This is a genomic window from Pseudarthrobacter siccitolerans (genome assembly GCF_030823375.1).
GTDB lineage: Bacteria > Actinomycetota > Actinomycetes > Actinomycetales > Micrococcaceae > Arthrobacter > Arthrobacter siccitolerans_A.
In genome coordinates this window covers 2,548,531-2,573,088 of sequence record NZ_JAUSXB010000001.1, presented here as the reverse complement: position 1 = coordinate 2,573,088, position 24,558 = coordinate 2,548,531, and the positions used below count along the sequence as shown (strand labels likewise).

Genomic DNA, 24,558 nt, shown 5'->3' with positions numbered 1-24,558 from the left:
CCGGCGGCCGCAGCTCTGGCGCCCGGTCCCCTACCGTCGGGTGCCGGTAATCCTGCCGGCCACGAGCGAGACCAAGGTGATGATGATCGCCGCAAAAACGGCAGTCCAAAAGAAGGAATCAATGGTGAAGTGCACGGGCGTGTAGCTGCTGATCCAGGATGTCAGGTAGAGCATCGCGGCGTTGATAACGACGGTGAACAGGCCCAGGGTCAGGATCGTCAGGGGCAGTGCGAGGAGGCTCACCAGAGGACGGACCAAAGCGTTCACCAGGCCGAAGATGACGCCAATGAACAGATAAGCGAGGACAATCCCGATGGTGTCCGTCCCTTGTGTCACGCCGGTGTTGGCCACTGCATCCGTTGTGGCGGAGCTGGAGATCTCCAGTCCCGGCAGTATCCAGCTCGCCACCCAGAGGGCGAGGCCATTGATCAGAACCCGGGCAATCAGTCGCATAGGCCCCATGGTTTCATACCGCCCTGAAGGTTTGGCTCAAAGTGGGGAAACGCGCACACCTGCCTGTCCCCCCGGTCCGGCTGGCCTTTGGGAGGGCGGGTGCCGAGTGGCTGTGACCGTCGGCAAAGAGGCATTGTCAAAAATCAACTTGGCCCTTGACAAGAAGAAAGCGCTTTCCGATAGTTAAGAAATCGCTTTCTCGCGCGCCTTCAATTTTCGTTGGCGCCGAAGCGTGGTTCATTCCAATGGAGGAAGAGAGATCATGCGCAACAAGATGCCCATGGCGCCAGTGACAGTTGTGGCCGCCCTCGCAATATCGCTGCTCGCGTCGCCCGCCCAATCATTCGCATCGCCGGCGCCTCAAGCAGATCCGGCAGCCCAGACCGCCCGCCAGCCGCTCGAACGCCAGGTGCTCGCTCAAGATGATGGCTGGGCTTCCCTGGAGGCCGGTACCACGGGCGGGTCAGCTGCCACGGACGAGCGGATCTACGACGTTGCCACCCGGGCAGAACTCCTGGCCGCACTTGCCTCCGGGACTCAACCAAAAATCATCCGGGTCCACGGCGACATTGCTGCCAACACCAGCACCGACGGCTCACCCATCAGCTGCGAGGACTATGCCGCCGGTACCGGGTTCTCGCTTTCCCAGTACCTTTACGACTTCGACCCGGTCCGGTATGGAACAACGAAGGCGCCGGCTGGCCTGCAGGAAAGCGCCCGCCGCCTCGCCGCGTCCAGGCAGGCCGCCACCATCCGCTGGGATATCCCCAGCAACACCACGGTTGTGGGAGCCGGGCCGGACAGCAGCATCACCGGCGCCGCCCTGAGGATCAACGGCGGTGAAAACGTCATCTTCCGGAACCTCACGGTGCGTGACGCCGCCGACTGTTTTCCTTCCTGGGACCCCACCGACGGCGCCACCGGCAACTGGAACAGCGAGTACGACCTCCTGCAGATCATCAACGGCTCAAAGCACGTCTGGGTGGACCACGCGCACTTCACTGACGCGCCCAACCTCGACAGCACGCAGCCCAGCTACTTCGGCCGGCCCTACCAGGTCCATGACGGAGCAGTGGATGTCACCAACGGCTCAGACCTCGTAACCATGTCCTACAACCGGTTCTCCGAACACGACAAACTCCTGCTCATCGGATCCACGGATTCCACCAACCGCGGAGACGCAGGCAAACTCCGCGTCACCATCCACCACAACGTCTTCGAGAATGTGGGCCAGCGGGCCCCGCGGGTCCGGTACGGCCAGGTGGACGTCTACAACAACCACTTCATCACGGGCCCAACATCCGCGATTCCCTACGGCTACACGCTGGGCGCGGGCGTAGAGTCCCACATCCGCGCGGAGGCGAATGCCTTCACGCTCCCCCCTGAAATTCCAGTCGGCTCTTTGATCGGCTATTTCAAGGGAAAGGTCATCACCACCAGCGGAAACGCGGTCAACGGCAAGACCGTCGATCTTCGGACCGCCTACAACGCTGCAGCCCCGGCTGACAGGCAACTGGGCACCGACGACACCTGGGCGCCTGTTTTGCGGACCCATGTGAATGCTGCCCAGGCAGTGCCCGCCCTCCTGGCGGACGCCGTCGGACCCGTGTTCACGGCCGGAGAGGTGCACTGATGCGCCGCTTCCAACCCAGCCGCCGCTCCCTTCTGGCGGCCGCGGCGGCAGGAGCCGTTACCGCGGCCGCGGGGCTGGCAGGGCCGGGCGCGGGGGAATCCCTGGCCGCCGTCCGGACAGCCAGCCCAAGTTCTTCCCGCTCCAGGCCGGTGATTTTCGTCGTCGGCGATTCCACCTCCTCCGCGTACCAGCATTCGGAACGTCCGCGCGCCGGGTGGGGACAGGCCCTCCCGTTGCTGTTGGGGCCGCAGGCCGGCGTCTTCGACTACGCCTGGTCCGGGGCCTCGTCCAAGAGCTTTGCCGATGCCGGCCTCCTGGCGGAGGTGCTGGACCTGCTGCAGCCCGGCGATTACCTCCTCATTTCCTTCGGCCACAACGACGAAAAAGTGGAAGACCCGGCGAGGGGCACAGATTCTCAAACCACTTTCAAGGAGTACCTGCAAAAGTACCTCGACGGTGCCGCTGCAAAGGGGGCGCAGGCCGTCCTGGTCACGCCGGTGGAACGCCGCAGGTTTAGTCCCCTTGGCCGTGCCCAGGACTCCCATGGCGCATACCCGCAGGCCGTGCGGGAGCTTGCCGCCTCCACCGGCACGCCCTTGGTGGACCTCACCGCCTCGTCGAAGGCCCTCTGGCAGGAGCTGGGCGCCGAGGGAACCAAAACCCACTTCCTGCATACGGCACCCGGTCAATATCCGCAGTACCCCAACGGGGTCGCCGACAACACACACTTCCAGGCGGAGGGCGCCCTTGCCGTGGCAAAGCTCGTTGCCTCCGAACTGCAGGCAAAGCAGACGATCCCACCGGGGTATTTCCAGCTCAACACCACCCTCGATCCCCTGGCAGGTATTTACTGGCCCGGCGAACGCCCGGTGGACAAGCCTTTGGTCCTTGACGTGGGTCAAGGCCTGGCCTTCCGGACTGTCCAGGCGGCTGTCGACTCCGTGCCCCCGGGAACCACCCGCCGGACCCTGATCCGGATCCAGCCAGGGATCTACCGCGAGGCCATCAGGGTCCCGGCGGACAAACCCAGAGTCTCTTTTATCGGGCTGGGGGAGAGCACAGAAGACGTTGTGCTGGTCTACAACAATGCCTCCGGTACTCCCAAGCCGGATGGCAGCGGATCCTTCGGCACCGGCGGAAGCGCCAGCGTACGGATCGACGGCGCCGATTTCATTGCTTCCAACCTCACGTTCAGCAACGACTTTGACGAAGCGGCCAACCAGCACATAGCGAACCGCCAGGCGGTGGCACTCTTCCTGACAGGGGACCGCGCTGTCCTGCATAACGTCCGGTGCCTGGGCAACCAGGACACCCTCCTGGTTGACTCGCCCGCCCGCGGCGTACCCGCACGGTTCTTCTTCAGCGACTGTTACGTGGAAGGCGACGTGGACTTCATCTTTGGCCGCGGGACGGCCGTTTTTTCAAATTGCGGGATCCGGTCCCTGGACCGTGGTTCCGGAAGCAACAACGGCTAAGTGTCCGCCGGGAGCCAGAACAGCAAGATCAAGCACGGGTACCTCTTTACCGGTTGCCGGTTTACCTCCGAAGCTGCGGCGGGATCGGTTCACCTGGGCCGGCCCTGGCATCCCAGCGGCGACGTGGACGCCATTGCCCAGGTCCTGGTCCGGGATTCCTGGTTAGGTGCCCACATCTCCGGCACGCCCTGGACGGATATGAGCGGATTCTCCTGGCGGGAGGCACGCTTCCATGAGTTCAATAACCACGGCCCGGGAGCGCGCATAACTCCGGACAGGCCGCAACTGGAGCCGGAGCTGGCCGGGGACTTCACGCTGGAGGCCTATCTGCAGGGAACGGACGGCTGGGCGCCCCAACTGGCAGGCACCCGGGCGGACAGCACGTGGACAGGTGCTCAAACGTTGCGGCAGGCAAGCTAGGCCGCGCCAGCATAAGGAACGGGTGGCCGGAGGGTCCCTGCAACCAGGGGGAACCCCGGCCACCCCGCCCCGGGAACCCATAGCCAATCCCGCCTTCCCTCCCGCATCGGGAGAAGTAGGCTGGTCTCCATGACGTCATCAAACACCCTTGCCGGGGGTATCCAGCCGCGTCCTGTGGTGGCAAGGCTGCCCCGCTATGCCGCCGGCAAACCTCCCGTGGCCGTGGACGGGCTGGCCAGCTACAAGCTGTCCTCGAACGAAAATCCGCTGCCTCCGATTCCCGCGGTCGTCGAGGCCATCGCGAACCAGACGGACTTCAACCGCTACCCGGACCCCTTGAGCAGCCGGCTGCGCACAGCGCTCGCCGGGTTCCTTGATGTTCCCGCGGAGGATATTGTCACCGGCGCCGGCAGCCTGGGGGCCTTGAACCAACTGTTGGCCGCGTTCGCGGGGCGGAATGAAGACGGTAAGCCGGACGAGGTGGTTTACGCCTGGCGCTCCTTTGAGGCATACCCCATCAGCGTGGGCCTCTCGGGTGCGGAAGGTGTTCCCGTCCCGCTGACGAACGAGGGCCGCCACGACCTGAAGGCAATGGCGGCGGCAGTTACCGCCCGAACCAAAGTCATCCTCCTCTGCACGCCGAATAATCCCACCGGCCCTGCCCTGGGTTCGGCTGAGACGGAAGCCTTCATCCGCTCAGTCCCGGCCGACGTGGTGGTGGTCATCGACGAGGCGTACCAGGAGTTCGTGCGCGAGGCCGGCGCGGTAGATGGGATCAGCCTCTACCGCAGGTACCCCAACGTGGTGGTGCTCCGCACCTTCTCAAAGGCACATGGGCTGGCCGGGTTGCGCGTGGGCTACAGCGTCTCCAACCCGGAGCTGACCCAACACCTGCGGGTCGCGGCCACACCGTTCGCCGTGTCGCAAATTGCAGAAACGGCAGCAATTGTGTCCCTCCAAAATTACCCCCAGGTTGTAGAAAGGGTACAAAGGCTCGTGGATGAGCGGGACCGCGTCACGGCAGGGCTGCGCAGCCTGGGCTGGGCTGTGCCTGACGCCCAAGGCAATTTCGTCTGGCTCGACTTCGGAGCTGACAGCGCAGACTTTGCCGAACTGGCAGGTACGCAAGCACTGTCAGTCAGGGCATTCGATGGCGAAGGCGTGCGGGTGAGCATCGGCGAGGAAGAAGCGAACAGCCGGTTCCTGGCGTTATGTGCGAACTACACAAAGGCCCCGCGCGGTTCCTAGCACTTCACAAGTAGCTTCACGCGTACCTACTGAAGATAAAGTTAGGATCAGTAAGCCATCATATATGCCACAAAGGGAATCTATTCCTTTGGAGGCATATATCCCAGCGACATTGCATTGCATCCGCATGCGGCAAACAAGGAGACGGTATGGGCACACATCTGCCTTCCACCGAGTTCGACGGAACAGCTGTAGACGACCAGCGCGAGGCTGATGCCGAGGCGGTCATGGGCGAGCCCCCGGCGCAGATGGTCCAGCTCCTCGGCCCGGACGGGAAGCTCGGCTTTGATGCTGTCTACACCGAATATGCCGAGAAGCTGACTCCGGAGGTGCTCCGCGGGCTTTACGCGGACATGGCCGCCATCCGCCGGTTCGACGTGGAAGCCACTGCGCTGCAGCGCCAGGGCCAGCTTGCGCTCTGGGTTCCCCTGACGGGCCAGGAAGCGGCTCAGATCGGTTCGGGCCGGGCGAGCCAGCCGCAGGATTACATCTTCCCCACCTACCGCGAACATGGGGTCGCCCTGACCCGCAACGTGGACCTTGCCGAGCTTTTGCGCCAGTTCCGCGGGGTTTCCAATGGCGGCTGGAATCCCAAGGACACCAACTTCCACCTGTACACGCTGGTCCTGGCCGCCCAGACGCTCCACGCAGTGGGCTATGCGATGGGCATCCAGCGGGACCAGAAGCTGGCCGCGTCCAACGCTGCATCTTCCGGCACTTCCAGTCCGGAACCGGCTGCGGCGGTGATCGCCTACTTTGGCGACGGCGCGAGTTCCGAGGGTGACGTCCACGAATCCATGGTCTTCGCCTCCTCCTACAACGCCCCCGTGGTGTTCTTCTGCCAGAACAACCACTGGGCTATCTCCGTCCCTACCGCCGTACAGACCCGGGTGCCGCTGTCCAACAGGGCCAAGGGCTACGGCTTCCCCGGCATCCGGGTGGACGGCAACGACGTCATCGCGGTCCACGCCGTTACGGAATGGGCACTGGAGCACGCACGGCAGGGCAACGGTCCCGTCCTGATTGAGGCGTTCACCTACCGGGTGGGCGCGCACACCACTGCGGACGATCCCACCAAATACCGGCAGGCGGCCGAAGAAGAGGCCTGGCGGGCCAAAGATCCCCTCGCCCGACTGGAGAAGTACCTGCGCTCCGAGGGTATGGCCGACGAGGCATTCTTCGCCAAGGTCAAAGCCGACGGGGATGAGCTCGCCGCCTACGTCCGCCGCACCGCCCACGACCTTGAAACTCCGGACATCCGCACCGCCTTTGCCAACACTTACGCTGAAGCCCATCCCCTGGTGGCCGAAGAACTCGCATGGTTCGAGGAGTACTCGGCAGGTTTCGCAGGTGAGGAAGCGGCGGAAGAACCGGCCAGGCAGGCAGTAACAGCCCAGGCATCCCCAAAGGCAGGCCACTGATGACCACCATGACCATTGCCAAGGCCATCAATGAGGGCCTTCGCGCAGCCCTGACGGACAATCCCAAGTCCCTGCTGATGGGCGAAGATATCGGCGCGCTGGGCGGCGTCTACCGCGTGACCGACGGGCTGATCGGGGAGTTCGGCCCCGACCGCGTCGTGGACACGCCGCTGGCCGAGTCCGGCATCATCGGAACAGCGATCGGCCTCGCCCTGCGCGGGTACACCCCGGTGTGCGAGATCCAGTTCGACGGTTTCGTCTTCCCCGGCTTCAACCAGATCACCACCCAGCTTGCGAAAATCCACTCGCGCAGCAACGGCAACCTCAGTGTGCCGGTAGTGGTCCGCATCCCCTACGGGGGCGGCATCGGCTCCATCGAGCACCACTCCGAGTCACCCGAGGCGCTCTTCGCCCATACGGCAGGGCTCCGGATCATCACCCCGTCCAACCCGCATGACGCCTACTGGATGATCCAGCAGGCAGTGCAGTGCCAGGACCCCGTGATCGTTTTTGAACCGAAGCGGCGCTACTGGCTCAAGGGCGAGGTTGACGTGGAGGCTCCGGGCACCGCCGCGGATCCCTTCAAAGCCCATGTCCTGCGCACCGGAACAGCAGCCACCATTGTGGCGTACGGGCCGCTGGTTCCGGTCGCCCTTGCAGCTGCAAACGCCGCGGAGGAGGACGGACACAGCCTGGAGGTCATCGACCTTCGCTCCATCTCGCCCATTGACTTCGATACCGTCACCGCCTCGGTCCAGAAGACTGGCAGGCTGATCGTGGCCCACGAGGCCCCCACCTTCGGCGGGATCGGCGGCGAAATAGCTGCCCGGATCAGTGAGCGTGCCTTCCATGCGCTGGAGGCACCGGTGATCCGCGTAGGCGGCTTCCACATGCCCTACCCCGTTGCCAAGGTGGAGGAAGACTACCTTCCGGACATCGACCGCATCCTCGAGGCGCTGGACCGCGCCCTCTCCTACTGAGGACACCATGACCCTGAACAAGTTCAACCTCCCGGACGTCGGCGAGGGCCTTACTGAGGCGGAAATCGTCTCCTGGAAGGTCAAAGCCGGGGACGCCGTCGCCATCAACGACGTTCTCTGTGAGATCGAGACAGCAAAGTCGATCGTGGAACTGCCCTCGCCGTTCGCCGGGACCGTCAGCGAACTGCTGGTTCCCGAGGGCGTCACCATCGACGTCGGCACCGCCATCATCAGCGTCAGCGATGAGGTTGCGGGCGACCCCACCCCGGCTGACGTGCCTGCTCTGGAGATGCCTGTGCAGCCGATGTACGGCAAGCTTCCGGAGTCCGACGGCGGCACAACAGATAGTGCGGCAGTTACAGACAGTTCCCTGGCCGGCGGCCCGCTGGTGGGCTCCGGGCCCAAGGCAGACGCCGTCAAGCGGCGGCCGCGCAGAACCGCGCCAGCCTTGGGTACCCTCACGGTCAACGCCCCGGAAGTGGAGCCCGTCCAGCCCCATACGCCGGCCGAAGTCTCCGCAGAAGCAAAGAGCGCCGCCGCAGGCCCAGCCAGCGAACCGGTGGACAACCGGCCCACGTTCGGCGGCGCCATCACCGGGCTCGTCAATAAGGTCCTGGCTAAACCGCCGGTCCGCAAGATCGCCCGCGACCTGGGTATCGACCTGGCAGACGTGGTGGCCACGGGCTCACGGGGCGAAGTAACCCGCGAGGACCTGGTCAGCTACCAGGCGCAGCGGGACGCTGAACTGGACAAGGCCGACGGATTTTGGGGCAAGGCCGGAAAGCCCCAGGACCAGCGCATCGAGCGGATCCCGGTCAAGGGAGTCCGCAAGGCAACGGCCAAGGCGATGGTGGACTCGGCCTTCGCGGCACCGCACGTCAGCATCTTTGTGGACGTTGACGCCAGCCGCACCATGGAATTCGTCAAGCGGCTCAAGGCGTCCAGGGACTTCGAAGGCATCCGCGTATCGCCCCTGCTCATCCTCGCCAAAGCCGTGATCTGGGCGGCCGCGCGCAACCCGAGCGTCAATGCCACCTGGGTGGACACCGCGGAAGGCGCCGCCGAAATCCACGTCAAGCACTACATGAACCTGGGTATCGCTGCGGCAACACCCCGCGGCCTGATGGTGCCGAACATCAAGAATGCCCAGGACCTGTCGCTGAAAGAGCTGGCGCTGGCCTTGAACAACCTGGCCACTACCGCCCGGGCCGGAAAGACCCAGCCTGCCGAGATGCAGGACGGAACGCTGACCGTCACCAACATTGGAGCGCTCGGGATCGATACCGGTACGCCGATCATCAACCCCGGCGAAGTGGCCATCGTGGCCTTCGGAACCATTAAGCAGAAGCCCTGGGTGCTGGACGGGGAAGTGATTCCGCGCTGGATCACCACCCTCGGCGGCTCGTTCGACCACCGGGTGGTGGACGGCGACCTGTCCGCCCGCTTCATGGCCGACGTCGCTGCCATCCTGGAGGAACCGGCACTGCTGCTGGACTAGGAAACTGACAACCATGGTCATCAATGCCGGTGCCATCCGCGCCAAAAACAGGGCTGCCAGATGGATCACCGAGGCGTTGCAGCCGCCCGTGGTGGTCACCGTGCAGCTGCTGATCAGCCCCCTCACGGAGCCCGGTTTCCCCGGCACCATGGCGTACGGGGCGCTGGCGGCCTTGTTTGTCTGTGTGGTCCCGCTGATCCTGCTGCTGGTCCTGGTGCGGCGGGGAAAAGTCACGGATCATCACGTCAGTGACCGCAAGCAGCGGGCCCCTGTGCTGTTGATGGCGTTGGGATCGATCGTGGCGGGGCTGCTGGTACTGACGGCGGCAGGGGCCCCGCAAAACGTCGTGGCCATGGTGCTGGCAGTGGTGGGCGGAGTGGTGGTACTGGCGGGTGTCAGCCCGTTCTGGAAGATCAGCGGACATGCTGCCGCGATCGCCTCATCCACAGTGATCGCCGTCCTGATGCTCGGCCCGGCATGGCTTCCGTTTCTTCTGCTCGTCCCCGCTGTGGGCTGGTCCCGGGTGGTGCTGCGGGCCCATACGGTGGCACAGGTAGTTGCCGGTTCGCTGTTTGGCGGGATAGTGATGGCCGGGATCTGGTGGGTCCTGCAAGGCTGGATGGTCGCCTAGGCCGGACACGGACGCGCCCTTGTCCGGCAGCGGCTTTTTCCGTCAGTAGGACGAATACGCGGAGAGCGCTTCCAGCAGGGCCGGGTCTGCCGTTGTTCCCAGGGCAATCGCTGCCGTCACCATCAAGGCAGCCATTCCGGCGGCCACTGCCGTGCAGACCGTCATAATCTTCCAGTCCTCACGCATCACGCTGGCTACTGTCTCCGGAAGCTGCAGGTCGGGAGAGATAAGGTTCGGCGCGCTGTCCACGGTTCCGTCGTCCAGGAGTGCCACCACGGTGCCGTTGCCGCGGTCGACGCGCATGGAGCAGATGTGGTTTCCGTGGCGGGCCAGGAGGATGTCGTGGCCGACGAGCTGGCGGCGCTGGAGAGTGAGCAATGGAGCCCCTTGATAATCGTGGATGGTGGGTGTCCGCGCCGTTGGGGCTTATCCAATTTTATCGTTGCGCCAGGGGCTTAACCGGCGTATTAGGCGTGAGAACAGACACCCCCCGCAGCGACTTGTGCCACCAGGGGGAGTGTCCGCGGTAACTGCTAGTCGGCGTCGTAGGTGTTGGCGATGTAGACGTCGCAGGGTGCGTTGTGGGCCACGCTGTTGGCCACGCTGCCCAGGACACGGCCAATGCCCTGCATGCGCCGGTTTCCCACGACGATGATCCGGGCTTCCATCCGCAGGGCCTCCTTGATGAGGGCGTCCGCCGGGCGCCCGCGGGCCGCGGAATAGGTCACTTTGATGTCCCGGCCCAGGGATTCGGCTACGGTGCGGGCCACGTGCTCCGCGGCGTCAGCGTCGGAGACGATCCACTGGTCGCTGCCGCTGCCGAAGACTTCGGTGCGGTCGCTGTCGAAGGCCGAGACCACGTGAAGGGATGCGCCCAGCGCTGCAGCGAGGTCGCGGGCCGACTCCGCAGCCTTCTTTGCCGTCCCGCTGCCGTCGACCCCTACAACGATGATTCCGCTCATATACTGCTCCTTTGCTTGGTATGCGGCTTAAGTCCGGTGAGCCCTAGGCTACAGCCCGGCGATGGCTTCCCGCAGGACCGGCGCCAGGCGGCGCACGCCCTCGGTGATCGCTTCCGGAGGCACGGCACTGTAGGCGAGGCGCAGTTTGTTGGACGGCTCGTCCGACGGCGTGAAGGCGGCGCCGGGGATGAATACCACACCGGCGTCGATCGCCTTGAGCAGCAGCGGGTAGGTGTCCACGCCGTCCGGAAGTGTCACCCAGACGAAGAAGCCGCCTTCCGGGGTGGTCCAGCTGGTGCCCGCGGGCATGTGGGCCTCAAGGGCTGTGAGCATGGCACGGCAGCGCTCGGCATACAGTCCGCGGTAGGTCTCGATCTGGCCCCTCCAGTCGTAGTCCCGCAGGTACGCGGAGACCAGCATCTGGTTGAGGGCAGGCGGGCACAACGTGACGGCTTCCGCCGCGAGGTAGTACCGGCGCTGCAGGTGTTCCGGCACCAAGGCCCACCCAATGCGAAGCCCGGGAGCGAAGATCTTGGAGAAGGACCCCATGTAAATGACGTCGCCCGGATTGTCCGCCCGGAGCGGTGCGAGCAGCTCACCCTCGAAGCGCAGGAGTCCGTAGGGATTGTCTTCAAGGATCAGTATATTCGAGTTGCGGCATATATCCACGATCTTCTGCCGCCGCTCCGGAGCGAGGGTGATGCCGGAGGGATTGTTGAAGTTGGGGATCGTGTACAGGAATTTGATGTTTTTGCCCGCCAGCTGCAGGGCCGCGATCTTCGCCTCGAGGAGATCCGGAACGAGGCCGTCCCCGTCAATCTCCACCGTTTCAACCTGGACCTGATAGGCCTCAAAGGCATTCAGCGCGCCTACATAAGTGGGGTTTTCCACCAGCACCACGTCACCAGGGTTGCAGAAGAGTTTTGTGGCGACGTCCTGCGCTGACTGGGATCCTGCGGTGATCACCACGTTTTCCGGCCGGGCGTCGAGGATGCCTTCGGCCGCCATCACTTCGCAGATCTGTGTGCGGAGCTCGAGGGTGCCCTGCCCGCTGCCGTACTGCAGTGCGGTCAGGCCGTCCTCGGCGATGATGGCAGCCGCAGTGGTGGCCAGCCGGTCCAGCGGAAGGGACTGCAGGTAGGGGCTTCCGCCGGCAAGTGAAACAAGTCCGGGCCGCAAGGAAATATCAAAAACGTCACGGACCGCGGACTGGCGGATGTTGGCTGCGCGCTCTGAGAACAGTTCCTCATGGCGGTGGGCGGACGTGGCCGCCCGCTCGATGGCATCAATGGCTTCGGCTGGCAGCGTCCGTGCTGCGGCGTCGAGTGTCTCGTGGCTCACATCCACAATATACAGCCGCCAGTTGCCAGTAGGGCAACATCCGTTTAGTGAAACATGCGTGGCTGCGGAAATACTGCGGCGGGAACCGGGCGCAGGCCGGTCAGTCCAACCGCAAGACTTCCGCGAGGCCGCGGCCGTTGACATAGATTTCAGCGCGGACGGCACCCACAGCGGCCACCGCCGTTTGGGCCAACTGCGCTTCCACCCGGGGGATATCGCAAACTCCTCCCAGCCGAAGCGTTCCGGCCAGGTAGAGCGTGACCGTGGTGCCGTCGAAGCTGCCCGACAGGAATTTCAGGTCGGAACCGGACAGTGCGTTGTACAGGTCAGATGCAGGCCTGGACAACACTGCTTCGGTTGGTGCTTCCAGCAGCGCGCCCACCGCGGCAGGCAGTGGCTCCCCGCCGGGACTGGTTCGGACTACCCCCACCAGGCTGTCGTTGCAGCCGAAGCGCACGCCTTTGCTGCCGCCGTCGTCCAGCAGCACGTAGTAGGCCGTCACGGCCCGCCTGGCAGCGGTACCGCCTGAGGGAGCTTGGGCGGATGGGGCGGGATCTTCCGACGCCGGCACTGCCGACGGGCCCGTGCCGGGAACGGAGGTGCCCCCCGGCGAGGTTCCGGTGGAGGTGGCAGGGGGCCCGCTTGCCTGCGTTTCCAGTGGCACGGGACTGGCCGCTGCTCCGGGCGGAGGCGGGTCCTGCGGCTGGGGGGCGGGGTCAGCAGGCAGCGCCGCCTCGGTGGGATGGGGATCGGGGGCGGCGGCCGCCAGCGGGGCCGAGGAAGGCGGGGCAGTGGCTGAAGGGGACGGGCTGGAGCAGGAGGTGAGCCACAGTGGAAACGCCAGGGCAGTCGCCGTCAGTACGGCGCGCACCACCGCCACCCGCCTGCCACCGCTGCGCCTGTCTGCCATGCCTGCACCGCAATCCCGTCCGGGTACGTTCCGTGGATTAACGTTACGGCCGGCGCATTTACCGGGGAATGTCCGGGAGGTACCGGTTGGGACAAGAGTTGGTCACGGCGGTGCCGTACGTCGTGTCAGGATCCCTGGCGGCCTGGCCACACCTTTCCCGCCCAGGGATCGTAGTCCGCGATGAGGTCCTCCTTCGGCGGCCGCTCCGCCTCCGGGATGTGTTGCAGGTTCACCCGGACGCGGTACCAGAGCGAGCTGGATCCACGCATTCCATCAACCAGGATGTCCGCCGGATGCAGGGCCGGAATGAGGTGGGCATGCCGTGACTTCCACTCGTCCAGGGCGGCCAGCGCCTCGGGTTTGGTTTTGGTCCGCGCAACCTCGATCAACGGCATCGCCGACTGCCGGCGCCCGGAGCCGTCGCCGCTCCGCGGTGCTTTTTCGGCAGGGCCGAGTTCAGCGGCCAGTGCCAGAAGCCCGTCCAGCGAGCCCGTTACATCGTCCATCCCCGCGTGCGGGTCGCCCACGTCCGCGTAACGTCCGGGCACCGTGCGCACCGTGAACTGCTCCGGCCGGGCAGAAGGCACCTCATCCCACGCCAGCGGCGTTGACACACGGGCATCGGGCAGGGGCCGGACTGAGTAGGCGGACGCCACCGTGCGGTCCTTTGCGTTCTGGTTGAAGTCAACAAAGACGCTCTCCCCGCGCTCCTCTTTCCACCACCGTGCGGTGGCGAGGCCAGGGGCGCGGTTCTCCACCTCGCGGGCGAGCGTTTCGGCCGCGAGCCGCACGTCACGGTACGACCATTGCGGTGCGATGCGGACCAGAATGTGCAGCCCACGGGACCCGCTCGTCTTAGGCCACCCCACCAGGCCCGCGTCGTCGAGCACTTCGCGCGCCACGAAGGCGGTGTCAACTATTTGGGACCAGTCGACTCCCGGCATGGGGTCCAGGTCCACCCGAAGTTCGTCCGGGTGCTCGAGGTCCTCTGCGCGGACGGGATGCGGGTTGAGGTCAAGACAGCCGAGGTTTATCACCCAAGCCAGGCCTGCGGCGTCGCGGATCACGGCTTCCTCGGCTGACGCTCCTGATGCGTAGTGCAGCGTTGCCGTCTCAATAAAGTCGGGGTGGTTCTCGGGTACGCGCTTCTGGAAGAACGGTTCGGCGTCTATACCCTTGGGGAAACGCTTGAGCACCATGGGCCGGCCGCCGGCGCCCCGCAGCGCTCCGTCCGCAACGGAGAGGTAATAGTTCACCAGGTCAAGCTTTGTCAGCCCGGGCCCGGGGAACACCACCTTGTCAGGGCTTGAGATGCGCACCTCGGCGCCGGCGATGTCGAGGATCTCGGCCGGGGTCTTCGAGGGGTTCATGGCGTCACGCTAGCAATGATCGGCTGCGGCAGCCAGAGCACGGCTGCCCCATTCGGGTTAAGCAAAACGGTGCCCGGCGCGAAGATTCGCGCCGGGCACCTGTGGTTGCTGCTTAGGCGGCAGTCTGGACGGCTGCAAGGGCATCGAACACGCCCTTGATCTGCTCCACAACCTCCGCGTCGTCCTTCGGGTGCAGTTCGGCGAAGCGCACCATGGAGCCCGGAACGGCAAGCTTGACGTCCTCAAGGATCTGGGCGCCGGCGATTCCTGCCGCCTTGCGTGCCTCGTCCTGGGCCCAGACTCCGCCGTACTGGCCGAAGGCAGTTCCGACGACGGCGGTGGGCTTGCCTGCGAGGGCGCCGGCACCGAAGGGGCGGGACAGCCAGTCGATGGCGTTCTTCAGTGCGGCAGGAACGGTGCCGTTGTGCTCGGGGGTCACCAGCAGGAGGGTGTCGGCCTCGTTGGCTGCGGCGCGCAGGGCGGCAGCGGCGGCGGGAACGTGGCCTTCGACGTCGATGTCCTCGTTGTAGAAGGGAATGTTGCCCAGGCTTTCGTGGATGACAACCTCCACCTGCTCCGGCGCGTTCAGCTGGATGGCTTCGGCCAGCTTCTGGTTGGTGGACTCGGCGCGCAGGCTGCCGACGAGGGTGAGGACGGTGCTCTTAGTCATGGGGACTCCTGGGGTAAGGGCGGCGGGAGGGGGACCGCCGGCCGGGAACAACACAGGCTTGTTGATGCCTTCACCCATGTAAACGGACTATGGTCCGCTTCTTATTCCTCGGGTCTAGAATATGGAATGTGAGCTCCATCTCAATGCGGCCCCCGCAGTCGTCAAGGGACGGCGCGGAACGCAGCGATGCTGCGCGGAACCGGGAGCGCCTGCTCATGGCGGCCCGCGAACTGATTGGTGAATGCGGTGCGGAAGGGCTGACCATGGACCGGCTCGCGGAGCAGGCGGGAGTGGGCAAAGGCACCATCTTCCGCCGTTTCGGCAGCCGTGCCGGACTCATGCTCACGCTGCTGAGCGAATCCGAGGCGGCGTTCCAGGAGCGCTTTCTGTTCGGGCCGCCGCCGCTGGGCCCGGGAGCGCCGGCGCTGGGGCGCCTCATCGCGTTCGGCGTGGAACGCATCGCCTACACCATGGAATTCGGCGATCTGGCGCGCGCGGCCGAAAACACGCCGCACGGGCGTTCCGAACCCCCTGCCGCAGCCCTGTGGCACCGCCACATCGAAGTACTCCTGCGCGAAGGGGGTTTCGAAACGGATCCCTGGCTGATGGCCCGCTCGCTGGCCGCCACCCTCGCCCCGGACAGGCTCCTCAACCTCGTGCAGGCACATGGTGTGAGTGTGGAGCGGCTGGCCGCATCCTGGCGGGATCTTGTCACACGGGTTGTCAGCGGCGCTTAGATTACGCCTTTTCCAGCCCCCTCGTCCAGTCACATCAATTTCACAAAGTTATTCATAACAATCTGATACGGGCACGTGGCTTTGTGCGCATGCGCCCACAGTTTAAGGGGGCGCTTGTGATAGTTTCCTCTGGAATGTGACCCGCAACATAGTCCACAGGACTGGCCCCACAGCCAGCGGGTTGCCAGCTATCCGCTGGCAAAGGACCCTGCGAGGCGGCACAACCCCCGCTAACGCGGGGAAAACGGAAGGATCCAGCACGTGATTGTTGATTTGCCCGATACCCTGGTCCATCAGCGGACTTCCTGGTGCCCCGTCATCCAGTTGCCGGCGGCGAAACAGAACTAGTCCCATGCTCAGGTACCTCGCAAAGCGCGGCATCACGTACGTTTTTATGATCTTCCTGACCACTTCGGCGGGATACTTCCTGGCCGTCAGTTCCCTGAAACCGGCCTTGCTGGAACAGGAACGCATCCCCCGGCCCACGCCGGAGCAGGTGGCCAACTCCATGCGCCTGAAAGGCCTTGACCCGGACCTTAGCCCCTGGGAGCGCTACGTGGAATGGCTCACGGCCATCGTCACGCGCTGGGACTGGGGCCGCAGCCCCAACGGTGCCTACATCAACGCCGAGTTTGGCGACCGCGTCTGGATCTCCACCCGGCTTTTCCTGGCCTCCATCATCCTGACCCTGGTCATCGGTGTGGCGCTGGGGGTTTACTCCGCAGCCCGGCAGTACAAGTTCCAGGACCGGGTCATCACGTCCTACAGCTACCTGGCCTACATAGTGCCCGCGCCCATCGCCTACTTCCTGGTGCAGCTTGGCGCCATCAACATCAACGAAACCGTGGGGGAGCGCATCTTCTTCGTCACCGGCATCTCCACCCCCGGGACAGCGCCGGGATGGGCGCAGTTCGTGGACATGCTGGCGCACTACGCCGTTCCCACCATTGCCATCACCCTGGTGGGCTGGGGGTCCTACCAGATAGCCCAGCGCCAGTACCTCCTGGACAACGTCAACGCGGACTTTGTCCGGACGGCCCGTGCCAAGGGACTCACCCGGAACCAGGCCATCTCGCGGCATGCGCTGCGGGTTTCGTTCATCCCCGTGGCCCAGAGCATCGCGTTCACCATCCCGGCGATTTTCGCCGGCGGGTTCTTCGCGGAAAAGATCTTCGCCTGGCCCGGCGTGGGCTCCTGGAGCATTGACGCCATCTCCCTCCAGGACGTCAACGCCGCCACGGCCACCCTTGCCTACGGTTCCGTCATCTTTGCCCTGGGGGCCATCCTGGCGGACTTCGCCACCACCCTTGTTGACCCGAGAGTGCGGGTGCAGTAGCCATGACCAACCTCAACGCCGTGGACCCGGCAGCCGTCGCCCAGGACGCGCACCTGGAAAATGCCGACGTCGTCATCGGCAAAAACACCATCATCTTCCGCCGCTTCCTGCGCAACAAGACGGCGGTGGCCGGCCTTGCCATCTTCCTCGGGCTGACCATCTTTTCCTTCATCGGCGGGTACTTCACGCAGTGGGACAAGGAGACGATCGACCCCTTCAACATCGGCATTCCGCCGTCGGCCGAGCACTACCTCGGCACCTCCCAGGCAGGCATCGATCTCTACGCCATGACTGTCGAAGGCACCAGGATCTCCATCCTGATCGGCCTGGTGGTGGGCCTTGTGTCCGTCCTGATCGCCGCCGTCTACGGGTGCACCATGGCGTACTTCGGCGGCAAGGCGGACAAGGTGATGCTTTTCATCCTTGAGGCGCTCATCATGATGCCGGCCCTGCTGGTGGTCGCCGTAGCCACCAGCGGCGGAGGCGCAGGCCTGAAGCGTGACCTGCCCTCTTGGCTGCTGCTGATCATCGTGCTGCTGGTCTTCAGCTGGATGGGTACAGCCCGCCTGATCCGGTCCTTGTCCATGTCCCTGATGCAGCGGGACTACGTCAAGGCCGCACAGTACATGGGCGTCCCGCCCCGCCGGATTGTCTGGCGCCACCTGGTCCCCAACATCGGCTCGCTGCTGGTCCTGGACGTCACCCGCGGCGTCACGGGCGCCATCCTTGCGGAGGTGGCCTTCTCCTTCATCGGTATCGGCATCAAGGTCCCGGATGTGAGCCTCGGCGTCCTCATCGGCGGAGCCACCTCACAGGTGCAGACTTTTCCCTGGATGTTCTGGGTCCCCCTCGCCGTGATGTTCCTGCTTACCGGTTCGCTGGCCATGATGAACGACGGACTGCGCGACGCCTTCGATCCGAGCTCCAGCTCCAGCGGCAGCGCAAGCAAGCGCAAGGCCCCGAAAACCCTTGTGAAGAGGAGCGCCTCATGAGCAGCGAAATCGTTGCCGGGCCTACCGAACAGCCCCAGTCAGCCGTGGAGCGGCTGCACGTCGCGGGGCTGCACGGTCCCACCGACGCCGTCCTGTCCGTCCGGGACCTCAACGTCAGCTTCAATACCGAAAACGGGGTGGTGCACGCCGTGAGGGGTGTTGATTTTGACCTCCTTCCCGGCAAGACGCTCGGCATCGTGGGGGAATCCGGTTCCGGCAAGTCCGTCACGTCGCTGGCGATCATGGGTCTGTTGCCCACCACCGCAGAGGTCGTCGGCTCGGTCCGGCTCCATGGCAAGGAGCTGCTGGGCCTCAGCGATAAAGCGATGTGCGCTTACCGCGGCAACGAGCTTTCCATGGTCTTCCAGGACCCTTTGTCCTCCCTGACGCCTGTGTATACGGTGGGCAGCCAGATCATCGAAGCGCTCACCATCCACCATCCCGGCATGAGCAAGCAGGCCAAAGAAGCCCGCGCCGTCGAACTTCTGGCCATGGTGGGGATCCCCAGCCCCAAGGACAGGCTGAAAGCCTTTCCCCACGAGTTCTCCGGCGGCATGCGCCAGCGCGTGATGATCGCCATCGCCATTGCGAACAACCCCCGGGTCCTGATCGCGGATGAGCCGACGACGGCCCTGGACGTCACCATCCAGGCCCAGGTCCTGGAGGTGCTGCATACCGCGCAGGAGGAAACGGGTGCCGCCGTCGTGATGATCACGCACGATCTCGGCGTCGTGGCGGGTATGGCAGACGACATTATGGTGATGTACGCCGGCAAACCTGTGGAAACAGGGGCAGTGGTGGATATCTACTACGACCCCCGGATGCCCTACACGATGGGCCTGCTGGGCGCCGTGCCGCGGGTGGACGTGGCGGGGAAGGCGTCGCTGGTCCCTATCGAAGGCATACCGCCCAACCTGATCCACACACCCACCGGCTGCTCATTCGCGCCCCGCTGCCCGCTCGCTTCCGAGGCCTGCCTGGACGGCGAACCCGCGCTGGCCCCAGTGGCAGCAAGCAACCTGCACCGGTCCGCCTGCATCAAGTCCGGTTCACTCGGCGGCGACGTTGACGTCCACGACGTCTTCTCGGCCCCGCCCGTGCCCGTCTCCAACTTCGACTCCATCCCGCGGGAAGAGCGCACCGCAGTCCTGCAGTTAAAGGATGTGCGTAAACACTTCCCGCTGACCAAAGGCGCCCTGCTCAAGCGGAGGATCGGCACGGTGAAAGCTGTGGACGGGCTCAGCTTCGACATCCGCGAGGGGGAATGCTTCTCCATCGTGGGCGAGTCGGGCTCCGGCAAGACCACCACACTGCTGGAAATCATGGAGTTCCACAAGGACCAGGACGGCGAGGTGGTGATCGGCGGGCTCAGCAACAAGCAGGCCGCCGATGCCCGGACCAAGAGCGCGATGCGGCGGGAACTCCAGATGGTGTTCCAGGACCCCACCGGCGCCCTGGACCCGCGCTTCACCGTCTATGAAGTCCTCGCCGAACCGCTCCAGAACGCAGGCATGGACCGGCAGGCCATCAAGAAGCGCATCATGGAACTGATGAAGCTGGTGGGCCTCCAGCCGGACCACGTCAACCGCTTCCCCAACCAGTTCTCCGGCGGACAGCGCCAGCGCATCGGCATCGCCCGGGCCCTGGCCGTGAATCCCAAACTCGTGGTCCTCGACGAGCCCGTCTCCGCCCTGGATGTCTCGGTCCAGGCGGGCGTGATCAACCTCCTGGACAAGCTCCGCGCCGAACTTGGCCTCAGCTACCTCCTGGTGGCGCACGACCTTTCAGTGGTCCGGCACATCTCCAACCGCGTCGCCGTGATGTACCTGGGCAAGATCGTGGAGATCGGCGAAGTGGACCGGGTGTTCGATAACCCCCGCCATCCCTACACCCGGGCCCTGCTCTCGGCCATCCCGGTGCCGGACCCGCAGGTGGAGCGGAGCCGGGAACGAATCACCCTCCAAGGCGACCTGCCCTCCCCGCTGGATGCCCCCAAGGGCTGCAACTTCGCCACCCGCTGCCCCGTTTTCGCCGCCCTGCCGGCTGCGAAGAAGGAAAAGTGCCTCACCCTGGAACCTCCCTTGGAACCAGTGGCACCCTCCGCAGCTGCCCAGGCCCTGGCGGCCGGCCCGCTGCCCGCGCTGGACCAACGCTTCGCCTGCTTCTTCCCCGACGGAGAACTGGACGAGGACATGCTGGTAGTCCACGATTCCGCGGACCATCATGCACCCTAGATTTCCACCCATCACCAGCATCACCACCCGCACCAACGAAGGGAACACCATGAGGAATCTGACCAAGATCGGCGGAGCGGCGGCCATTGCCGCTGCTCTGACCCTGACGGCCTGCGGCGGTGGCGGAGCCAGCGGGCCGGAAACGGCGAAGGGGCAGGAGGCAGGCAGTGACCTGTCCAAGCTCATCAGCATTAATGAAAAGCCGGCAGCCGATCTTGAACAGGGCGGCAAGGTCACCCTTCCGCTGGGCAACATCGGCCCGGACTTCAACGGTTTCTCCAATAACGGCAACAGCGCGGACAACACTGCACTGCACCGCCCCATCGACCAAGCGGGCACCTGGGGCTGCTGGGACATCGCCTTCGATGGAAAGGTTGTCCCCAACAAGGATTTCTGCGAGTCCGTGGACAGTGAAGTCAAGGATGGCAAGCAGACCATCACCATCAAGGTGAACGAGAAGGCCACCTACAACGATGGCACCCCCATTGACGTCAAGGCCTTCCAGAACACGTGGAACATCCTCAAGAGCCCGGACGCCGGCTACGACATCGTCAGCTCCGGCAACTACGCCTTTGTGGAATCAGTGGAGGCCGGCAGCAGCGACAAGGAAGTCATCGTCAAGACGAGCCAGCCTGTCTACCCCTTGGATTCATTGTTTACAGGGATCATCCACCCGGCCGTCAATACCCCCGAGATCTTTAACGAGGGCTTTAGTGGCGACATGCACCCGGAGTGGATGGCCGGTCCGTTCAAGCTGGACGAATACGACAGCGCCGCCAAGACCGTGAGCCTGGTGCCTAACGAAAAGTGGTGGGGCACCAAGCCTGTACTTGAGAACGTCGTCTTCCGTCAGTTGGAGAGCAGCGCCCAAACTGCCGCCTTCAAGAATGGCGAAATCGACGCCATGTCAGCCAACACCATCTCGCTCTACAAACAGCTCGAAGGCACGAAGGATTCTGAGGTCAGGCGAGGTCAGCGACTTTTCGCCGGTGGCATGAACATCAACGCCCAGAAGATTACCGACGCCGCTGTTCGCAAAGCCATGTTCGCCGCGGTCGATCGGGAAGCCATCCGCAATGTCCGCTTCAACGGCCTCAACTGGCAAGAGCCTAGTTCCGGCTCCATGTTGTTGTTGCCCTTCTCGGAGTACTACCAAGACAACTACCCCGTCAAGGAAACCGGGCCAGAGGCTGCCAAGAAGATCCTTACCGACGCGGGGTACACGCCCAACGCTTCAGGCATCATGGAGAAAGACGGCGTGCCCGTCTCTTACAAAGTCGCCAACTTCGGTGATGACCCCACTTCCCTGGCCACCACACAGACGTTGGTGGACCAGTTGAAGGCCGGAGGCATGGACGTGGGAATCGCACAGCATGGATCGGCTGACTTCGGCAAGATCGTTGGGACCCGTGAGTTCGACGTCAGCCTGTCGGGCTACACCGTCAGCGCGGATGCAACCGAAGGCGTAACACAGTTCTACAATTCGGAAATCAACGTAAACAAGCTCGGCGATGCCGAACTGGATGCCGAGATCGCCAAGGTGGCCTCCATCGAGGACAATGCCGAACGCAACAAGGCGGCCATGGAAATCGAGAAAAAGCACATGGCCAAGTACTTCTCCATGGGAGTACTTTTCAACGGCCCGCAGATCTCCTTCGTCCGCACCGGCCTGGCCAACTATGGCCCGTCCCTGTTCCGGAGCCTGTCCCAGGTTCCGGACTGGACCACCCTCGGCTGGGAAAAGAAGTAACCCCGCCCCCGGGACGCTCTCTCACTTAATGTGGGTTTTCCCGCAACGCTCTCTCACTTTCTTCGAGGAAGTGAGAGAGCGTTGGCGGTTAGGGGGCCATTAAGTGAGAGAGCGTGCGGGAGTAGCGTAGTCCCATGACCGGGACTGAAGCTGAACGCACCATCCGCACGGCCGTCGTCGGCTATGGACTATCGGGCAGCGTCTTCCACGCCCCCTTAATCGGTGCTGACGGGCGCTACTCGCTGGATATCATCGCCACGTCCAACGCGGAGCGGCAGAAGGCGGCGACTGCCCGCTACCCGGGCGTCAGGACAGTGCACGACGGCGATGCGGTCCTCGCGCACGCCGCCGGCCTCGACCTGGTGGTGCTGGGAACCCCGCCGGCCACGCACTACCCGCTTGCCAAGGCGGCCCTGGAGGCCGGGCTGGACGTGGTGGTGGACAAGCCTTTCGCGGTAAGCAGCGACGAGGGCCAGGAACTTACTGCCCTGGCCCGTCAGCTGGGCCGGGTGCTGACCGTTTTCCAGAACAGGCGCTGGGACGGCGACTTCCTGACGCTCCGGAAGCTTTTGGCAGCGGAGGCCGTGGGGAAGGTGGCACGGTTCGAATCACGCTTCGAGCGGTGGTCGCCCACCATAGCGAAGGCCTGGAAGGCACGGGCCACTGCGGCCGACGGCGGCGGCGTCCTGTTCGACCTCGGCAGCCACCTGATCGACCAGGCCCTCCTGCTGTTCGGCCCGGCCACCGTGGCCCATGCGGAACTGAGGGCCAGGCGGCAGGATGAGCGGGCGGACGACGACGTGTTCCTGGTGCTGCGGCACGAGTCGGGGGTGCTGAGCCACCTCACCATGAACATGCTGTGCGCGCAGCAGGGCGCACGGTTCCGCGTCCTGGGTTCCGTAGGGGCCTTCACCAAGAACGGCGTTGATCCGCAGGAGCCCTACATCGTGGCCGGCGGCAGTCCCCTCGACGCTGAGTACGGCGAGGAGGCGCCCGAGTGGGCAGGGCTCCTGGGCCGTGACGGCCACTTGGACGCCCTGCCCACCGAACGCGGCGCCTACCCCGAGTTCTACCGGATCCTGGCAGACAAGATCCTCGACGGAGGAGCAAAGTCGCCCCTACCCCTCCCAGTAGATCCGGCAGGACCGGTGGAAGTCCTCAAAATCATAGAAAAAGCACGTGAACTGGCTGCAATGGCTCGTTAACGGCCGCAGCGGAGGCCATCCGGAAGCGTGCGTCAGAGCGACGAAGGAGCAGCACGCGGGGATGGTCTCCGCTGCGGGGCGGAGCCCGGGAGACTACGCCGAAACCAGTTCGTGCCAGTCCGCTACGAGGGGCAGGTTATGGGCCTCGGAGACGGAGTGGTGGGCCACGTGGCCGGCGGCGATATTGAGGCCGGCTGCGAGGGCTGGGTCGCGGTCGAAGGCGGCTTTCACGCCCAGGTTGGCCAGGGACACTGCGTACCGAAGGGTGACGTTGGTCAGGGCGTAGGTGGAGGTGTTGGGCACGGCGCCCGGCATGTTGGCCACGCAGTAGAAGATGGTGTTGTGGACCTTGTAGGTGGGTTCCTGGTGCGTGGTGGGGTGCGTGTCTTCGAAGCAGCCGCCCTGGTCCACGGCGATGTCCACGAGGACGGAGCCGGGCTTCATCCGGGCCACGAGCTCGTTGGTCACCAGCTTGGGTGCCTTGGCGCCGGGGATCAGGACAGAACCGATCACCAGGTCGGCGTCCACTACGGACTTCTCGATCTCGTACTTGTTCGAGGCCACCGTCTTGAGCCGGCCCTGGTACTGGGCGTCCAGTTCGCGCAGGCGGTGGATGTTGATGTCCAGGATGGTCACGTCCGCGCCGAGGCCCAGTGCCATGGCGGCGGCGTTGGTTCCGGCGACGCCCGCGCCAAGGACCACTACCTTGGCCGGCCGGACGCCGGGTACGCCGCCGAGCAGCACGCCCTTGCCGCCCGCCGGTGCCATCAGGGAGGAGGCGCCCACCTGGACGGAGAGCCGGCCTGCCACCTCGGACATGGGGGCCAGGAGCGGGAGGGTGCGGCCTTCCTGGACGGTTTCGTAGGCGATGGCGGTGACGCCCGAGTTGATGAGCTCGCGGGTGAGTTCGGGCTCGGCGGCGAGGTGGAGGTAGGTGAAGAGGATCAGGCCCTTGCGGAAGCGGTGGTATTCGGCCTTAATGGGTTCCTTGACCTTCATGACCATGTCGGCGCGGGCCCAGACGTCGTCGGCCTCGTTCACGATTTCGGCGCCGGCGATGGCATATTCCTCGTCGGTGATTCCTGAGCCCAGCCCTGCGCCTCGTTCCACGAGCACGGTGTGGCCGTGGGTGCGGAACTCGTGGACACCGGCGGCCGTGATGGCTACGCGGAATTCGTTGTTCTTGATTTCTTTGGGGACGCCGATGATCATCGTGGGCTCCAGGTTCTCGGCTGGTAAGCCGGAAAAGTGCGGAAGGATTTCGTATTTCCACGATAAATCCGGTTGTGAGC

Annotated in this window: 22 protein-coding genes; 14 read left to right on the top strand and 8 right to left on the bottom strand. The window is 64.7% G+C overall.

What is annotated here, in order from left to right:
- Positions 1-30: 30 nt before the first annotated feature.
- Positions 31-453, bottom strand: coding sequence for a phage holin family protein (locus tag QFZ36_RS11990; protein WP_306636716.1), 423 nt, complete (start codon positions 451-453; stop codon positions 31-33).
- A 262-nt stretch (positions 454-715) separates the two neighbouring features.
- On the opposite strand from QFZ36_RS11990, the gene QFZ36_RS11985 reads away from it, so the two are divergent.
- The 8 genes from QFZ36_RS11985 to QFZ36_RS11950 all read left to right on the top strand — a co-directional run bounded on the left by QFZ36_RS11985 (position 716) and on the right by QFZ36_RS11950 (position 9,759).
- Entirely contained in the window at positions 716-2,086 is a 1,371-nt protein-coding gene (locus tag QFZ36_RS11985; RefSeq protein ID WP_306636714.1) for a pectate lyase family protein, read from the top strand.
- Positions 2,086-3,561, top strand: a complete 1,476-nt coding sequence (locus tag QFZ36_RS11980; protein ID WP_306636713.1) for a pectinesterase family protein — start codon at positions 2,086-2,088, stop codon at positions 3,559-3,561. Before QFZ36_RS11985 ends, QFZ36_RS11980 begins: the two co-directional genes overlap by 1 nt.
- Positions 3,562-3,981 carry a hypothetical protein gene (locus QFZ36_RS11975; RefSeq protein ID WP_306636711.1) on the top strand — a complete coding sequence of 140 codons (420 nt, stop codon included), beginning with the start codon at positions 3,562-3,564 and terminating at the stop codon, positions 3,979-3,981.
- A 129-nt stretch (positions 3,982-4,110) separates the two neighbouring features.
- Positions 4,111-5,229 carry a histidinol-phosphate transaminase gene (locus QFZ36_RS11970; RefSeq protein ID WP_306636709.1) on the top strand — a complete coding sequence of 373 codons (1,119 nt, stop codon included), beginning with the start codon at positions 4,111-4,113 and terminating at the stop codon, positions 5,227-5,229.
- Between the two features lie 149 nt (positions 5,230-5,378).
- Positions 5,379-6,650: a pyruvate dehydrogenase (acetyl-transferring) E1 component subunit alpha gene (pdhA, locus tag QFZ36_RS11965; RefSeq protein ID WP_306636707.1), complete on the top strand. Its 1,272-nt coding sequence runs from the start codon at positions 5,379-5,381 to the stop codon at positions 6,648-6,650.
- Complete coding sequence (locus QFZ36_RS11960) at positions 6,650-7,630, top strand: alpha-ketoacid dehydrogenase subunit beta (protein ID WP_306636705.1); 981 nt, start codon at positions 6,650-6,652, stop codon at positions 7,628-7,630. Before pdhA ends, QFZ36_RS11960 begins: the two co-directional genes overlap by 1 nt.
- 7 nt (positions 7,631-7,637) lie before the next feature.
- Positions 7,638-9,128 (top strand): dihydrolipoamide acetyltransferase family protein, encoded by a 1,491-nt coding sequence (locus QFZ36_RS11955; protein ID WP_306636704.1) that lies wholly within the window; start codon positions 7,638-7,640, stop codon positions 9,126-9,128.
- A gap of 13 nt (positions 9,129-9,141) precedes the next feature.
- Entirely contained in the window at positions 9,142-9,759 is a 618-nt protein-coding gene (locus QFZ36_RS11950; protein WP_306636702.1) for a phosphatase PAP2 family protein, read from the top strand.
- A 42-nt stretch (positions 9,760-9,801) separates the two neighbouring features.
- Here QFZ36_RS11950 and QFZ36_RS11945 read toward each other — a convergent pair whose 3' ends face one another.
- From QFZ36_RS11945 to QFZ36_RS11920, 6 genes are all read right to left on the bottom strand, one after another.
- A complete protein-coding gene (locus QFZ36_RS11945) occupies positions 9,802-10,137 on the bottom strand; it encodes a hypothetical protein (RefSeq protein WP_306636700.1) in 336 nt (111 codons plus the stop codon).
- Positions 10,138-10,292: 155 nt separating this feature from the next.
- The gene (locus QFZ36_RS11940; protein WP_091419548.1) at positions 10,293-10,721 is read right to left on the bottom strand and encodes a universal stress protein; all 429 of its coding nucleotides are present in this window, start codon (positions 10,719-10,721) and stop codon (positions 10,293-10,295) included.
- 48 nt (positions 10,722-10,769) lie between these two features.
- Positions 10,770-12,062 carry an aminotransferase-like domain-containing protein gene (locus QFZ36_RS11935; RefSeq protein WP_306636698.1) on the bottom strand — a complete coding sequence of 431 codons (1,293 nt, stop codon included), beginning with the start codon at positions 12,060-12,062 and terminating at the stop codon, positions 10,770-10,772.
- Positions 12,063-12,162: 100 nt separating this feature from the next.
- Positions 12,163-12,972, bottom strand: coding sequence for a hypothetical protein (locus tag QFZ36_RS11930; RefSeq protein ID WP_306636696.1), 810 nt, complete (start codon positions 12,970-12,972; stop codon positions 12,163-12,165).
- A 125-nt stretch (positions 12,973-13,097) separates the two neighbouring features.
- A complete protein-coding gene (gene ligD, locus QFZ36_RS11925; RefSeq protein WP_306636695.1) occupies positions 13,098-14,342 on the bottom strand; it encodes a non-homologous end-joining DNA ligase in 1,245 nt (414 codons plus the stop codon).
- 112 nt (positions 14,343-14,454) lie between these two features.
- The gene (locus QFZ36_RS11920) at positions 14,455-15,012 is read right to left on the bottom strand and encodes an NAD(P)H-dependent oxidoreductase (RefSeq protein WP_306636691.1); all 558 of its coding nucleotides are present in this window, start codon (positions 15,010-15,012) and stop codon (positions 14,455-14,457) included.
- Positions 15,013-15,140: 128 nt separating this feature from the next.
- On the opposite strand from QFZ36_RS11920, the gene QFZ36_RS11915 reads away from it, so the two are divergent.
- From QFZ36_RS11915 to QFZ36_RS11890, 6 genes are all read left to right on the top strand, one after another.
- Positions 15,141-15,749 carry a TetR/AcrR family transcriptional regulator gene (locus tag QFZ36_RS11915; RefSeq protein WP_373427041.1) on the top strand — a complete coding sequence of 203 codons (609 nt, stop codon included), beginning with the start codon at positions 15,141-15,143 and terminating at the stop codon, positions 15,747-15,749.
- Between the two features lie 352 nt (positions 15,750-16,101).
- Positions 16,102-17,085, top strand: coding sequence for an ABC transporter permease (locus QFZ36_RS11910; protein ID WP_091419553.1), 984 nt, complete (start codon positions 16,102-16,104; stop codon positions 17,083-17,085).
- Positions 17,086-17,087: 2 nt separating this feature from the next.
- Positions 17,088-18,077 carry an ABC transporter permease gene (locus QFZ36_RS11905; protein WP_306636685.1) on the top strand — a complete coding sequence of 330 codons (990 nt, stop codon included), beginning with the start codon at positions 17,088-17,090 and terminating at the stop codon, positions 18,075-18,077.
- A complete protein-coding gene (locus QFZ36_RS11900) occupies positions 18,074-20,311 on the top strand; it encodes an ABC transporter ATP-binding protein (RefSeq protein ID WP_306636682.1) in 2,238 nt (745 codons plus the stop codon). The genes QFZ36_RS11905 and QFZ36_RS11900 overlap by 4 nt, the downstream gene beginning before the upstream one ends.
- 49 nt (positions 20,312-20,360) lie before the next feature.
- A complete protein-coding gene (locus QFZ36_RS11895) occupies positions 20,361-22,061 on the top strand; it encodes an ABC transporter family substrate-binding protein (RefSeq protein WP_306636680.1) in 1,701 nt (566 codons plus the stop codon).
- A gap of 134 nt (positions 22,062-22,195) precedes the next feature.
- Positions 22,196-23,266 (top strand): Gfo/Idh/MocA family protein, encoded by a 1,071-nt coding sequence (locus QFZ36_RS11890; RefSeq protein WP_306636678.1) that lies wholly within the window; start codon positions 22,196-22,198, stop codon positions 23,264-23,266.
- A gap of 93 nt (positions 23,267-23,359) precedes the next feature.
- On the opposite strand, the gene ald is transcribed toward QFZ36_RS11890, so the two are convergent.
- Entirely contained in the window at positions 23,360-24,478 is a 1,119-nt protein-coding gene (ald, locus tag QFZ36_RS11885; RefSeq protein ID WP_306636676.1) for an alanine dehydrogenase, read from the bottom strand.
- Between the last annotated feature and the right edge of the window lie 80 nt (positions 24,479-24,558).